The following is a 12,906-nucleotide window of genomic DNA, read 5'->3' on the forward strand; positions in this document are numbered from 1 at the left end:
TTTGGACATTCTGGCTACAGAATTTCTTGACGACCATAGAGCATTGGAACCACCTGATCCCATCCCGAACTCAGCAGTGAAACGATGCATCGCCGATGGTAGTGTGGGGTTTCCCCATGTGAGAGTAGGTCATCGTCAAGATTCATTTCGCAAAACCCCTATCTGCGCATGCAGGTAGGGGTTTTGTCTTTGTGCTCCAAAAAAGTCCCCTGGCCTTACAACAATCCCTGTGGGAGCGGGCGTGCCCGCGAACACCGGCGCAGCCGGTGCCATTCACCGCGCCGTGCGCTTCACCGGCACGCCGGCTCCCACAATTCGAGCCAGAACACTAGAATAGGCCCACGCACCTATTCAGAAGCACTCTATGTCCAATCCCGTCGAACCTGAATCGCTGGCCCGGTTGCCACTGGAAGAGCTTGTGGCCTGCCACGAATGTGACCTGCTGCTGCGCAAGCCCGTGCTACAACACGGTGAAAAGGCCCTCTGCCCGCGCTGCGGTTACGAGCTGTATGCTCACCGGCACAATGTGGTCAATCGCAGCCTGGCCCTGGTACTGACGGCCTTGTTGCTGTTCGTGCCAGCCAATTTTCTGCCCATCATGCAGCTGCACCTGCTTGGCCAAACGTCTGACGATACTGTCTGGAGTGGTGTGCTAGGCCTGTACAACTCGGAAATGCGTGGCGTGGCGGTGGTGGTCTTCCTCTGCAGCATGGCTATTCCATTAACCAAGTTGCTGTGCCAACTGGCTGTATTGCTGAGTATTCGCCTGAATGTGGGGCGCGGTTTGGGCCTGCTGTTCTACCGTATCTATCACCACCTGCGCGATTGGGGCATGCTCGAGGTCTATTTCATGGGTGTACTGGTGGCCATCGTCAAGCTGGTCGACCTGGCTGAATTGACCGTAGGGTTGGGGTTGTTCTGTTTTATCAGCCTGTTGTTGATCCAGGTTTGGCTGGAAGTGGTGATGTCACCGCACCAGATCTGGAGTGCGCTATCGGGGGAGGACCTGCATGCGGGCGATTGATGCGGGCATTCTGGTCTGCAATGAATGCCATGAGCTGAACCGGCAGGCGCCGGACAGTAAATCGCAAAGCTGCACACGTTGTGGCGCTGTAGTGCATGCGCGGCGTCCGAACAGCATCGTGCGCACCTGGGCGCTGCTGATTGCCGCGTCGATTCTGTACATTCCGGCCAACGTGTTGCCCATCATGACCGTGAGTACCCTCGGCCAAGGCAGCCCGGACACGATCATGTCCGGGGTCATTACCTTGCTCAAGCACGGCATGGTGCCGATCGCTGCAGTGGTGTTCATTGCCAGCATCCTGGTGCCGACCTTCAAGCTGGTAGGCATCGGTTTGCTGCTGTACTCCGTACAACGGCGGCAGCCGCTTTCGGCCCGGCAACGGATATTCATGTACCGCTTCATCGAATTCATCGGGCGCTGGTCCATGCTGGATATCTTCGTCATTGCCATTCTCGTGGCAGTGGTGAATTTCGGCCGAATAGCCAGTGTCGAAGCCAATTTGGGCGCCGTCGCCTTCGCAACTGTGGTGATCCTGACAATGTTTGCTGCTTTAACTTTCGATCCCCGACTGATTTGGGATAACACGGAGTCGGATGACGACCATGAGTGACCTGCCAACGGCTAAAACCCGCCCAGCCTCGAACTGGTCGGCCATCTGGATCCTGCCTTTGATCGCCTTGATGATCGGTGGTTGGCTCGCTTGGCAGGCTTACCGCCAGGCCGGTGTGGAGATTGAAGTGCGCTTCGAGTCGGGCGACGGGATCGTCGCCAACAAGACCGAGGTGATCTACAAAGGGATGCCGGTTGGCAAGGTCAAGAGCCTGGTGCTCGATGCCGAGGGTGAGAACCAGGGTGTTATCGCCACGATCGAAATGAACAAGGATGCGGAGCCGCATCTGACCAAGGGGACGCGCTTCTGGCTGGTGAAGCCCAGTGTCAGCCTGGCGGGCATTTCAGGCCTGGAAACCCTGGTGTCTGGTAACTACATCGCAGTCAGCCCGGGCGAAGGTGAGCCTACCAAGCGCTTTACCGCGCTGAAGGTGGCGCCGCCGCTGTCGGACAGCGAACCTGGCCTGCATCTTGTGCTAAAGGCTGAACGGCTAGGTTCGCTCAACCGTGACAGCCCAGTGTTCTATAAACAGATCCAGGTCGGCCGGGTGAAGAGTTATCGCCTGTCCGAAGACCAGAGCACGGTGGAGGTAAAAGTATTCATCGAGCCAGCTTACGCCAGCCTGGTGCGCAAACACACGCGCTTTTGGAATGCCAGCGGAGTAAGCATCGACGCTTCGCTTTCGGGTGTGAAAGTGCGTAGCGAGTCGCTGTCGAGCATCGTTGCCGGGGGTATCGCCTTTGCAACCCCGGAGTATCGCAAGGACAGCCCGCCAACCGACCCCAGCCTGCCATTCCGCCTGTATGAAGACTTCGATGCAGCTCAGGCGGGGATCCGGGTCAAGGTCAAGCTTACCGATTACGAAGGCCTGCAGGCGGGTCGTACCCCGGTCATGTACAAAGGCATCCAGGTTGGCTCGCTGAAAACGCTGAAGATGGAAGACAACCTGGCCAGCGCTTCGGCCGAGCTGACACTGGACCCGCTCACCGAGGACTACCTGGTGGAAGGGACCCAGTTCTGGGTGGTCAAGCCTTCGATTTCCCTGGCGGGTATCACGGGGCTGGAGGCGCTGGTAAAAGGTAACTACATCGCCATTCGCCCCGGCGAAAAGGGCGCGCGGCCAGAGCGCGAGTTCGAGGCGCGTGCCAAGGCGCCGCCGCTGGACCTCAAGGCTCCTGGCCTGCACATGGTGCTGTTCGCCGACACCCTCGGTTCGCTGGAGGTCGGCAGCCCGGTGATGTATCGCCAGGTGAAAGTGGGGAGCGTGCAAAGCTATCAGTTCGCCCGCAACAGTAACCGCATCCTCATTGGTGTGCACATCGAGAAAGAATACGAAAAACTGGTCAACGGTTCGTCGCGCTTCTGGAACGCCAGCGGTATTACCCTGACTGGCGGCTTGTCGGGCATCAAGGTGAAAAGTGAGTCGCTGCAAACGCTGATGGCCGGTGGCATTGCCTTCGACACGCCGCGTGCGGATGTTCCGCTGAAGCGGCACATTCCGCGCTTCCGGCTGCACGAGAGCCAAGAGGCGGTGAACCGTGCGGGCACCTTGATCACCATCCGTGTCGACCGCGCGGATGGCCTGAAGCCAGGCACAGCGATTCGCTTCCGGGGCCTGGATGTGGGCAGCATCGAGAGCGTCGACTTGACCAATGACCTGCAGGCGGTGCTGCTGCGGGCGCGTATCACCGAAGCGGCAAATCGCATCGCCCGGGCCGGGACGCAGTTCTGGGTAGTCAAACCTGCGTTTGGCCTGGTGCGCACTGAGAACCTGGATACCCTGGTGACCGGCCAGTACCTAGAAGTGCAGCCGGCTACCAAAGACCGCGGGCCGCAAAGTGACTTCATTGCGCTGCCCGAGGCGCCGCAGGTGGCAGGGCCAGAGGTCGGCCTGCCGTTGACCCTCAGTGCACCACGCCGTGGCTCGATCAAGCCTGGGGTACCGGTTACTTACCGCGAGGTAGCCGTGGGTAAGGTGACAGGCTTCGAGCTTGGGCAGAGTGCTGACCGCGTGCTGATCCATATCCTGATCGAGCCGCGTTATGCCGCGCTGGTGCGCAGTGGCAGCCGCTTCTGGAACACCAGCGGCTTCGGCTTCGACTGGGGGCTGTTCAAAGGCGCGACCGTGCGCACCGAGTCGCTGGAAACCGTGATCGATGGTGGCATCGCCTTCGCGACGCCGGATGGCGAGCGGATGGGTAACCCGGCCAGGCCGCAGCAGACCTTCGCTTTGTTCGACAAGGCCGAGGACGAGTGGCTGCAATGGGCGCCGAAGATTCAGATAGGCAAGTAACAGCAGGCAAACACAGTCACTGGGGCTGCTTTGCAGCCCGGTGGCGACCAAGGCCGCCCCTGCAAAATTGCGGTTACACCTTGGCGCATGCCCAAATCGCAGGCAACAAAAAGCCGACCCTAGGGTCGGCTTTTCGACTTTAACGTCGCTTAGGCAGCTGCAGCTTCTTTCAGCGCCTTGATGTGGCCATTCAGACGGCCTTTGTGACGAGCAGCCTTGTTCTTGTGGATGATACCTTTGTCGGCCATGCGGTCGATTACAGGGACAGCCAGAACATAAGCGGCTTGTGCTTTTTCAGCGTCTTTTGCGTCAATGGCTTTAACTACATTCTTGATGTAGGTGCGGACCATGGAACGCAGGCTGGCGTTGTGGCTGCGACGCTTCTCAGCCTGTTTTGCACGTTTCTTGGCGGAAGGTGTGTTGGCCACCGTCGAGCTCCTCGAAAGACTTTAGGTAAATAGCAAACAAAATAGGCCGCGAATCATGCCGATCAGTCGAGCGGATGTCAAGGCCACCTGCAAGGTTCCGCCGAGCGGTGCGCCAACAAGCGGGAAAGATTCCTTTCTGCTGCGCGACCTGTACACTCGGGAATTTTTGGCTCCCCTGCGAAGGCGCGGGAGTATCGCACATTCGGATGCTGTCTGGCAGCGTCCTCTGTCATTGGCGTGAATCTTTTCGATGAACCTGCTCAAATCCCTGGCTGCAGTAAGCTCGATCACCATGATTTCGCGGGTGCTGGGCTTCATTCGCGACACCATTCTGGCGCGTATCTTCGGTGCCGGCATTGCCACCGACGCTTTCTTCATCGCTTTCAAGTTGCCCAACCTGCTGCGGCGCATTTTCGCCGAAGGTGCATTCTCCCAGGCCTTCGTGCCGATCCTGGCCGAATACAAGACGCAGCAAGGCGAGGAGGCGACCCGCACTTTCGTTGCCTATATCACCGGTTTGCTCACCCTGGTCCTGGCGCTGGTGACCGCCATCGGCATCCTGGCGGCACCCTGGGTGGTGTGGGCCACGGCCCCGGGGTTTGTCGACAGCACGGAAAAGTACGAACTGACCACGGCCCTGTTGCGGGTGACCTTTCCTTATATATTGCTGATCTCCCTGTCGTCCCTGGCCGGGGCGATCCTCAATACCTGGAACCGTTTCTCGGTACCGGCCTTTACCCCGACCCTGCTCAACGTGGCGATGATTGCGTTCGCGGTGCTGCTCACGCCGTACTTCAATCCACCGATCATGGCCCTGGCCTGGGGGGTGCTCGCCGGTGGCCTGGCGCAACTGTTGTACCAGTTGCCGGCGCTGAAAAAGATCGGCATGCTCGTGCTGCCCCGCCTGAACCTGCGCGATACCGGCGTGTGGCGGGTGCTCAAGCAGATGCTGCCGGCCATTCTCGGGGTATCGGTGAGCCAGATCTCGCTGATCATCAACACCATCTTCGCCTCGTTCCTGGTGGCTGGCTCGGTATCCTGGATGTATTACGCCGACCGCCTGATGGAGCTGCCTTCCGGCGTGCTGGGCGTGGCCTTGGGTACCATCCTGCTGCCGACCCTGGCCAAAACCTACGCCAACAAGGACCGCGAGGAGTATTCGCGGATCCTCGACTGGGGCCTGCGCCTGTGCTTCCTGCTGGTGTTGCCGTGCACCCTGGCACTGGCCATTCTGGCCGAGCCGCTGACCGTGGCGCTGTTTCAGTATGGCAAGTTCAGCGCGTTCGATGCCGCCATGACCCAGCGGGCGCTGATGGCCTATTCGGTGGGCTTGCTGGCGATCATTCTGGTCAAGGTACTGGCACCCGGCTTTTATGCGCAGCAGAATATCCGCACGCCGGTGAAGATCGCGGTCTTCACCCTGGTCTGCACCCAGCTGTTCAACCTGGCCCTGGTCGGCCCGCTGGCGCATGCCGGGCTGGCCTTGGCCATCAGCCTGGGTGCCTGCCTGAATGCCGGTTTGCTGTTCTGGAAGCTGCGCAGTCAGCACCTGTTCGAGCCGCAGCCGGGCTGGCCGATGTTCCTGGCCAAGCTGGTGCTGGCCGTGGCGCTGATGTCGGCAGTGCTGCTGGTGGGCATGCACTACATGCCGGCCTGGGAGCAGGGCATCATGCTGCAGCGCTTCATGCGCCTCGGCGTGCTGATCGTGGCGGGGGTCGTGACCTATTTCGGCTGTTTGTTCCTGTGCGGTTTCCGCCCCCGGCATTTCGCTCGCAAGGCCTTGCACTAGGGCTACCTGCGGGTCAGGCGTCGGTTTTTCGCATTCCACGCCGCCCCTGGGCGCTGCTGCCTGTCACCGGCGCCCGGGTGTGGTTATAATCGGCCACTTTATGAGCAAGAAGCGCGTTATGCAGCTGGTTCGAGGTCTTCACAACCTGCGCCCCGAGCACCGGGGCTGTGTCGCCACCATTGGCAACTTCGACGGGGTTCACCGTGGCCACCAGGCAATCCTGGCGCGCCTGCGCGAGCGCGGCCAGGCCTTGGGCCTACCGACCTGCGTGGTGGTCTTCGAACCGCAACCGCGCGAGTACTTCGCGCCCGATACCGCACCTGCGCGCCTGGCCCGCCTGCGCGACAAGCTCGAGCTGCTGGCCGCCGAAGGCATCGACCGGGTGCTGTGCCTGGCCTTCAACCAGCGCCTGAGCAAGCTCGGCGCCGATGCGTTCGTCAAGACCATCCTGGTCGATGGCCTGGGCGTGCGTCACCTCGAAGTGGGCGACGATTTCCGCTTTGGCTGCGACCGCGCCGGCGACTTCGCCTTCCTGGTCGAGGCCGGCAAGCAATATGGCTTTACCGTCGAGGCTGCCAACACCGTGATTCAGGACGGCCTGCGGGTCAGCAGCACCGAAGTGCGCCAGGCCTTGGCCGACGGCAACTTCGAGCTGGCCGAGCACCTGCTGGGCCGCCCGTACCGCATTACCGGCCGTGTGTTGCACGGCCAGAAGCTGGCTCGCCAGCTTGGCACGCCCACTGCCAACATCCAGCTCAAGCGCCGCCGCGTACCGCTGTCCGGGGTCTACCTGGCCAGCATCGAAATCGACGGCAAGGCCTGGCCGGGTGTCGGCAACATTGGCGTGCGCCCCACCGTTGCCGGTGATGGGCGCCCGCACCTGGAAATTCATCTGCTGGACTATGCCGGCGACCTTTACGGCCGGCGCCTTACGGTGGAGTTCCACCACAAGCTGCGTGAAGAGCAGCGATTCGCCTCCCTGGAGGCGCTGAAGTCGGCGATCGATGCGGATATCGCCGCCGCACGTGCACATTGGCACGCTCAACCGCTAACGAAGAGCCTGAAATGACCGACTACAAAGCCACGCTTAACCTTCCGGACACCGCCTTCCCCATGAAGGCCGGCCTGCCTCAGCGCGAACCGCAGATCCTGCAGCGCTGGGACAGCATTGGCCTGTACCAGAAGCTGCGCGAAATTGGCAAGGATCGTCCAAAGTTCGTCCTGCACGACGGCCCGCCCTATGCCAACGGCAAGATTCACATCGGTCATGCGCTGAACAAAATTCTCAAGGACATGATCGTCCGTTCCAAGACCCTGGCCGGTTTCGACGCGCCGTACGTGCCGGGTTGGGACTGCCATGGCCTGCCGATCGAGCACAAGGTCGAGGTTACCCACGGCAAGCACCTGTCGGCCGACCGCACCCGCGAGCTGTGCCGCGAGTATGCTGCCGAGCAGATCGAAGGGCAGAAGACCGAGTTCATTCGCCTGGGCGTGCTGGGTGACTGGGACAACCCGTACAAGACCATGAACTTCGCCAACGAGGCGGGTGAAATCCGTGCCCTGGCCGAAATGGTCAAGCAAGGTTTCGTGTTCAAGGGCCTGAAACCGGTGAACTGGTGCTTCGACTGCGGTTCGGCGCTGGCTGAGGCGGAAGTCGAGTACGCCGATAAAAAATCCCAGACCATCGACGTGGCCTTCCCGGTTGCCGACGAAGCCAAGCTGGCTGCCGCCTTCGGCCTGGCGTCGCTGGCCAAGCCTGCCGCCATCGTGATCTGGACCACCACCCCGTGGACCATTCCAGCCAACCAGGCGTTGAACATCCATCCCGAGTTCACCTACGCCCTGGTCGACACCGGTGAGCGCCTGCTGGTGCTGGCTGAAGAGCTGGTCGAGTCGTGCCTCAAGCGTTACAACCTGGAAGGCTCGGTCATCGCTACCGCCCAAGGCGCGGCGCTGGAGCTGGTCAACTTCCGTCACCCGCTCTACGACCGCCTGTCGCCGGTGTACCTGGCCGACTACGTCGAGCTGGGCGCCGGTACCGGGGTGGTGCACTCCGCGCCAGCCTACGGTGAAGACGACTTCGTCACCTGCAAGCGTTACGGCATGGTCAACGATGACATCCTTACCCCGGTGCAGAGCAACGGTGTGTATGTCGAGTCGCTGCCATTCTTCGGCGGCCAGTTCATCTGGAAGGCCAACCCGGCCATCGTCGAGAAACTCGGTGAAGTCGGTGCGCTGATGCACACCGAAACCATCAGCCACAGCTATATGCACTGCTGGCGCCATAAAACCCCACTGATCTACCGCGCGACCGCGCAGTGGTTCGTGGGTATGGACAAGCAGCCGACTACCGGCGAGCCGCTGCGTGAGCGCGCGCTGAAAGCCATCGAGCAAACCAAGTTCGTTCCGGCCTGGGGCCAGGCACGCCTGCACGCGATGATCGCCAACCGCCCAGACTGGTGCATTTCGCGTCAGCGCAACTGGGGAGTACCGATTCCGTTCTTCCTGCACAAGCAGACCGGCGAGCTGCACCCGCGCACCGTCGAACTGATGGAAGAAGTGGCCAAGCGCGTCGAGCAGCAGGGCATCGAAGCCTGGTTCAAGCTGGACGCTGCCGAACTGCTGGGCGCTGAGGCCGAGCAGTACGACAAGATCGCCGACACCCTCGACGTGTGGTTCGATTCGGGCACCACCCACTGGCACGTGCTGCGTGGCTCCCACAACATCGGCCACGCCACCGGCCCGCGCGCCGACCTGTACCTGGAAGGCTCCGACCAGCACCGCGGCTGGTTCCACTCGTCCTTGCTGACCGGTTGCGCCATCGACAACCATGCGCCGTACCGCGAGCTGCTGACCCACGGCTTCACCGTGGACGAAAACGGCCGCAAGATGTCCAAGTCGCTGGGCAACACCATCGAGCCGGAGAAGGTCAACAACACCTTGGGCGCCGACATCCTGCGCCTGTGGGTTTCGGCTACCGACTATTCCGGTGAAATGGCCGTTTCCGAGCAGATCCTGCAGCGCAGCGCCGACGCCTACCGGCGTATCCGCAATACCGCACGCTTCCTGCTCTCGAACCTGTCCGGTTTCGACCCGGCCCGCGACCTGCTGGCCCCGCAAGACATGCTGGCGCTGGACCGCTGGGCCGTGGACCGCACCTTGTTGCTGCAACGCGAACTCGAAGAGCACTACAGCGAGTACCGTTTCTGGAACGTGTACTCCAAGGTGCACAACTTCTGCGTGCAGGAGCTGGGCGGCTTCTACCTCGACATCATCAAGGACCGCCAGTACACCACCGGCGCCAACAGTGTCGCCCGCCGTTCCTGCCAGACTGCGCTGTATCACATCAGCGAAGCGCTGGTGCGCTGGATCGCACCGATCCTGGCGTTCACCGCCGACGAAATCTGGCAGTACCTGCCGGGCGAGCGCAACGAGTCGGTCATGCTCAATGGCTGGTACCAGGGCCTGAGCGAGCTGCCGGAAGGCACCGAGCTGGACCGTGGCTACTGGGACCGCGTCATGGCTGTGAAGGCCTCGGTCAACAAGGAGCTGGAAAACCAGCGTACCGCCAAAGTCATCGGCGGCAACCTGCAGGCTGAAGTGACCCTGTACGCCGATGAGGGCCTGAGCGCCGACCTGGGCAAGCTGGGCGACGAGCTGCGCTTTGTGCTGATCACCTCCGCTGCCAGCGTGGTGCCATTTGCCCAGGCCCCTGCCGAAGCGGTTGCCACCGAAGTCGAGGGCCTGAAACTGCAGGTGGTCAAGTCCGGCCACGCCAAGTGCGGCCGTTGCTGGCACTTCCGTGCCGACGTCGGCAGCCACCCGGAGCACCCGGAAATCTGCAGCCGTTGCGTCGACAACCTGACCGGCTCGGGTGAGGTGCGCCACTATGCCTAACCCTGCAGCGGGCCGCTTCGGGCGCCTCGCATGGCTGTGGCTGAGCTTGCTGGTCCTGGTCATCGACCAGGCCACCAAGCTGTATTTCAACAACGCCCTGACCATGTACCAGCAGATCGTCGTCATACCTGACTACTTCAGCTGGACCCTGGCCTACAACACCGGCGCCGCGTTCAGCTTCCTGGCCGACGGCGCCGGCTGGCAGCGCTGGTTGTTCGCCCTGATCGCCGTGGTGGTCAGCGCAGTGCTGGTGGTGTGGCTCAAGCGCCTGGGGCGCAATGAAACCTGGCTGGCCGTGGCGCTGGCGCTGGTGCTCGGTGGGGCGATCGGCAACCTGTACGATCGCATCGTGCTGGGCCATGTGGTCGACTTCATCCTGGTGCACTGGCAGAACCGCCACTACTTCCCGGCTTTCAACGTGGCCGACAGCGCCATCACCGTTGGTGCGGTAATGCTGGCGCTGGATATGTTCAAGAGCAAGAAGTCCGAGGATCCGGTCCATGACTGACACCCGTATCGGCCAGAACACCGAAGTCACCCTGCACTTCGCGCTGCACCTGGAAAACGGCGACACCGTAGACAGCACGTTCGACAAGGCCCCGGCAACCTTCAAGGTAGGCGATGGCAACCTGTTGCCGGGCTTCGAGAACGCCCTGTTCGGCTTCAAGGCCGGTGACAAGCGTACGCTGCAGGTTGCGCCAGAAAATGCCTTCGGCCAGCCCAACCCGCAAAACGTGCAAGTCATGCCGCGGTCCAACTTCGAAGGCATGGAGCTGTCCGACGGGCTGTTGATCATCTTCAACGACGCCGCCAACGCCGAACTGCCAGGTGTGGTCAAAGCGTTCGACGACGACCAGGTGACCATCGATTTCAATCACCCACTGGCTGGCAAGACCCTGACTTTCGAGGTGGAGATCCTCGAGGTGAAGGCCCTGTAAGCCTGGAGCCGAGCATGCAAATCAAACTCGCCAACCCTCGCGGCTTCTGCGCGGGGGTCGACCGGGCGATCGAGATCGTCAACCGCGCGCTGGAAGTCTTCGGCCCGCCGATCTACGTGCGCCATGAAGTGGTGCACAACAAGTTCGTCGTCGAAGACCTGCGCAACCGTGGCGCCGTCTTCGTCGAGGAGCTGGACCAGGTGCCGGATGATGTCATCGTCATCTTCAGTGCCCACGGTGTTTCCCAGGCTGTGCGCCAGGAAGCTGCTGGCCGTGGCCTGAAAGTGTTCGATGCCACTTGCCCACTGGTGACCAAGGTGCATATCGAAGTCGCCAAGTACAGCCGCGATGGCCGTGAGTGCATTCTCATCGGCCACGAAGGGCACCCGGAAGTCGAAGGCACCATGGGCCAGTACGACCCCAGCAACGGTGGCGCCATCTACCTTGTCGAAGACGAGGAAGACGTGGCCAAGCTGCAGGTGCGCGACCCGGACCACCTGGCTTTCGTCACCCAGACCACCCTGTCGATGGATGACACCAGCCGTGTGATCGACGCCCTGCGTGCGCGCTTCCCGAACATTGGTGGCCCGCGCAAGGACGACATTTGCTACGCCACGCAAAACCGCCAGGACGCCGTCAAGCAACTGGCCGATGAAAGTGACGTAGTGCTGGTGGTTGGCAGCCCGAACAGCTCCAACTCTAACCGGCTGCGCGAGCTGGCCGAGCGCATGGGCACCCCGGCCTACCTGATCGATGGCGCCGAGGACCTGCAACGCGGCTGGTTCGACCAGGCTGCGCGTATCGGCATCACCGCCGGTGCGTCGGCCCCGGAAGTGCTGGTGCGTGGTGTGATCGAACAGCTCAAGGCCTGGGGTGCTACCGGCGCTGAAGAGCTGGATGGGCGGGAAGAGAACATCACGTTCTCGATGCCCAAAGAGCTGCGGGTTCGCTCGCTGATCTGACCGGCCGGGGCTTAGGTGCACGAGCGGCCTTGCGCGACGCAAGGCTGCTCGATAAGCGCGTTAGCCGGGGCAGCGCTGATTGTCGCGGTGCTCAGCCAGCAAGTTGACCCTCCCTGAAGAGGCCATCACCACTTGGTGGCGGCTGCTGGCCGACGAGCGCTCGCACACCTCCAGGGTGATGGCGAACCAGCCGTTGCCCAGCTTCATTGGCACACCCAGGGCACTGAACTTGAACTGTTCGTCGCTGTTGCCGACGATTACCAGCGGCCTGGCCAGGCGCTGCTCACGCAGTACCTGCCGGTTGTGCTCCAGGGCTACACGCCAACCATTTCCCCAATTGCCATCCAGCGCCTGCACCAGCACCGGTTGCCCCTGCAACAGCGCGTGGCTACGGGCGCTACGCAGTGCCTGGGCCAAGTCGCGCGCCACCGCCGCCCGCTGCAGGTCATCGCTCATCCTGGCGTAGGCCGGTAGGCCGATCTGCGTCAGCAACGTCGCCACAGCCAAGGCCGACAACATCTGTATCAGTGTTACCCCACGTTGCTTCACCGTGCATTCCTCCCAGGAAGTGCTTCGCTAATAGCTTCTCGGTGGCTGGGCAGGAGGTCCAGTCGCTCAAGTTGAAGGCAATAGCGGGAAAAATCGCAGGAGGTGCAGGGATGCACGCATGGCAAAAGGGCATGACGCTGCTGGAGGTGTTGTTGGCGGTGGTGGTCGTGGCCGTGGGCATGTTCGCCGCTGCGGGGCTGCAACTGCAGGCCTTGCAAGCCACAGACAGTGCGCGCCGCGATGGGCAGGCGGCAATGGCGGCACACAGTGAGCTTGAAAGGGCACGGCGATGAGGCGCCGGCAAACGGGTGTTGGTTTGCTTGAGTTGCTGCTGGCGCTGACCATCGGGTTGATGGTGCTGGTGGCGGCCAGCCAGCTGTTCGCCTCCGTGCACCAAGCCTGGCGGCTGCAAGGCG

The 12,906-nt window shown here is 61.9% G+C and carries 13 protein-coding genes and 1 rRNA gene; 12 read left to right on the plus strand and 2 right to left on the minus strand.

Features of this window, described 5'->3' with window-relative positions; genetic code table 11:
- Nucleotides 1-25: 25 nt before the first annotated feature.
- The 4 genes from rrf to APH30_RS22125 all read left to right on the plus strand — a co-directional run bounded on the left by rrf (nt 26) and on the right by APH30_RS22125 (nt 3,927).
- Nucleotides 26-141 (plus strand): 5S ribosomal RNA (rrf, locus tag APH30_RS22110).
- Nucleotides 142-364: 223 nt separating this feature from the next.
- Entirely contained in the window at nt 365-1,024 is a 660-nt protein-coding gene (locus APH30_RS22115; RefSeq protein WP_009682077.1) for a paraquat-inducible protein A, read from the plus strand.
- Entirely contained in the window at nt 1,011-1,634 is a 624-nt protein-coding gene (locus tag APH30_RS22120; RefSeq protein ID WP_054913778.1) for a paraquat-inducible protein A, read from the plus strand. Before APH30_RS22115 ends, APH30_RS22120 begins: the two co-directional genes overlap by 14 nt.
- Nucleotides 1,627-3,927 (plus strand): PqiB family protein, encoded by a 2,301-nt coding sequence (locus APH30_RS22125; protein WP_054913779.1) that lies wholly within the window; start codon nt 1,627-1,629, stop codon nt 3,925-3,927. Before APH30_RS22120 ends, APH30_RS22125 begins: the two co-directional genes overlap by 8 nt.
- A 149-nt stretch (nt 3,928-4,076) precedes the next feature.
- Here the strand turns inward: APH30_RS22125 and rpsT are convergent, their stop codons facing one another.
- Nucleotides 4,077-4,355: a 30S ribosomal protein S20 gene (gene rpsT, locus APH30_RS22130; protein WP_003247625.1), complete on the minus strand. Its 279-nt coding sequence runs from the start codon at nt 4,353-4,355 to the stop codon at nt 4,077-4,079.
- A gap of 250 nt (nt 4,356-4,605) precedes the next feature.
- Between rpsT and murJ the strand changes: the two genes are divergently transcribed.
- The 6 genes from murJ (at nt 4,606) to ispH (ending at nt 11,941) form a co-directional block, all read left to right on the plus strand.
- The gene (gene murJ, locus APH30_RS22135) at nt 4,606-6,144 is read left to right on the plus strand and encodes a murein biosynthesis integral membrane protein MurJ (protein WP_054913780.1); all 1,539 of its coding nucleotides are present in this window, start codon (nt 4,606-4,608) and stop codon (nt 6,142-6,144) included.
- Nucleotides 6,145-6,262: 118 nt separating this feature from the next.
- Nucleotides 6,263-7,213, plus strand: coding sequence for a bifunctional riboflavin kinase/FAD synthetase (ribF, locus tag APH30_RS22140; RefSeq protein WP_009682081.1), 951 nt, complete (start codon nt 6,263-6,265; stop codon nt 7,211-7,213).
- Entirely contained in the window at nt 7,210-10,041 is a 2,832-nt protein-coding gene (ileS, locus tag APH30_RS22145; protein WP_054906125.1) for an isoleucine--tRNA ligase, read from the plus strand. The genes ribF and ileS overlap by 4 nt, the downstream gene beginning before the upstream one ends.
- On the plus strand, nt 10,034-10,549 hold the full coding sequence (gene lspA / locus APH30_RS22150; protein WP_003247609.1) for a signal peptidase II: 516 nt from the start codon (nt 10,034-10,036) through the stop codon (nt 10,547-10,549). Before ileS ends, lspA begins: the two co-directional genes overlap by 8 nt.
- Nucleotides 10,542-10,979, plus strand: a complete 438-nt coding sequence (fkpB, locus tag APH30_RS22155; RefSeq protein WP_009682083.1) for an FKBP-type peptidyl-prolyl cis-trans isomerase — start codon at nt 10,542-10,544, stop codon at nt 10,977-10,979. The genes lspA and fkpB overlap by 8 nt, the downstream gene beginning before the upstream one ends.
- 14 nt (nt 10,980-10,993) lie before the next feature.
- Nucleotides 10,994-11,941 carry a 4-hydroxy-3-methylbut-2-enyl diphosphate reductase gene (gene ispH / locus APH30_RS22160; RefSeq protein WP_029886696.1) on the plus strand — a complete coding sequence of 316 codons (948 nt, stop codon included), beginning with the start codon at nt 10,994-10,996 and terminating at the stop codon, nt 11,939-11,941.
- Between the two features lie 60 nt (nt 11,942-12,001).
- On the opposite strand, the gene APH30_RS22165 is transcribed toward ispH, so the two are convergent.
- Nucleotides 12,002-12,490, minus strand: a complete 489-nt coding sequence (locus APH30_RS22165; RefSeq protein ID WP_054913781.1) for a GspH/FimT family pseudopilin — start codon at nt 12,488-12,490, stop codon at nt 12,002-12,004.
- A gap of 110 nt (nt 12,491-12,600) precedes the next feature.
- Here APH30_RS22165 and APH30_RS22170 point away from each other — a divergent pair, with 110 nt between their 5' ends.
- On the plus strand, nt 12,601-12,783 hold the full coding sequence (locus APH30_RS22170) for a prepilin-type N-terminal cleavage/methylation domain-containing protein (RefSeq protein WP_009682085.1): 183 nt from the start codon (nt 12,601-12,603) through the stop codon (nt 12,781-12,783).
- A partial coding sequence (locus APH30_RS22175) for a prepilin-type N-terminal cleavage/methylation domain-containing protein (protein WP_177333773.1) occupies nt 12,780-12,906 on the plus strand: 127 nt, incomplete at its 3' end. The genes APH30_RS22170 and APH30_RS22175, both read left to right, overlap by 4 nt.

This window comes from Pseudomonas sp. NBRC 111127 (assembly GCF_001320345.1).
Classification (GTDB): domain Bacteria; phylum Pseudomonadota; class Gammaproteobacteria; order Pseudomonadales; family Pseudomonadaceae; genus Aquipseudomonas; species Aquipseudomonas juntendi.

Bases quoted from the DNA above. Each gene is read 5' to 3' on its own strand.
- APH30_RS22115 (WP_009682077.1), top strand. From the start codon at position 365: ATGTCCAATCCCGTCGAACCTGAATCGCTGGCCCGGTTGCCACTGGAA.
- APH30_RS22120 (WP_054913778.1), top strand. From the start codon at position 1,011: ATGCGGGCGATTGATGCGGGCATTCTGGTCTGCAATGAATGCCATGAG.
- APH30_RS22125 (WP_054913779.1), top strand. From the start codon at position 1,627: ATGAGTGACCTGCCAACGGCTAAAACCCGCCCAGCCTCGAACTGGTCG.
- murJ (WP_054913780.1), top strand. From the start codon at position 4,606: ATGAACCTGCTCAAATCCCTGGCTGCAGTAAGCTCGATCACCATGATT.
- ribF (WP_009682081.1), top strand. From the start codon at position 6,263: ATGCAGCTGGTTCGAGGTCTTCACAACCTGCGCCCCGAGCACCGGGGC.
- ileS (WP_054906125.1), top strand. From the start codon at position 7,210: ATGACCGACTACAAAGCCACGCTTAACCTTCCGGACACCGCCTTCCCC.
- lspA (WP_003247609.1), top strand. From the start codon at position 10,034: ATGCCTAACCCTGCAGCGGGCCGCTTCGGGCGCCTCGCATGGCTGTGG.
- fkpB (WP_009682083.1), top strand. From the start codon at position 10,542: ATGACTGACACCCGTATCGGCCAGAACACCGAAGTCACCCTGCACTTC.
- ispH (WP_029886696.1), top strand. From the start codon at position 10,994: ATGCAAATCAAACTCGCCAACCCTCGCGGCTTCTGCGCGGGGGTCGAC.
- APH30_RS22170 (WP_009682085.1), top strand. From the start codon at position 12,601: ATGCACGCATGGCAAAAGGGCATGACGCTGCTGGAGGTGTTGTTGGCG.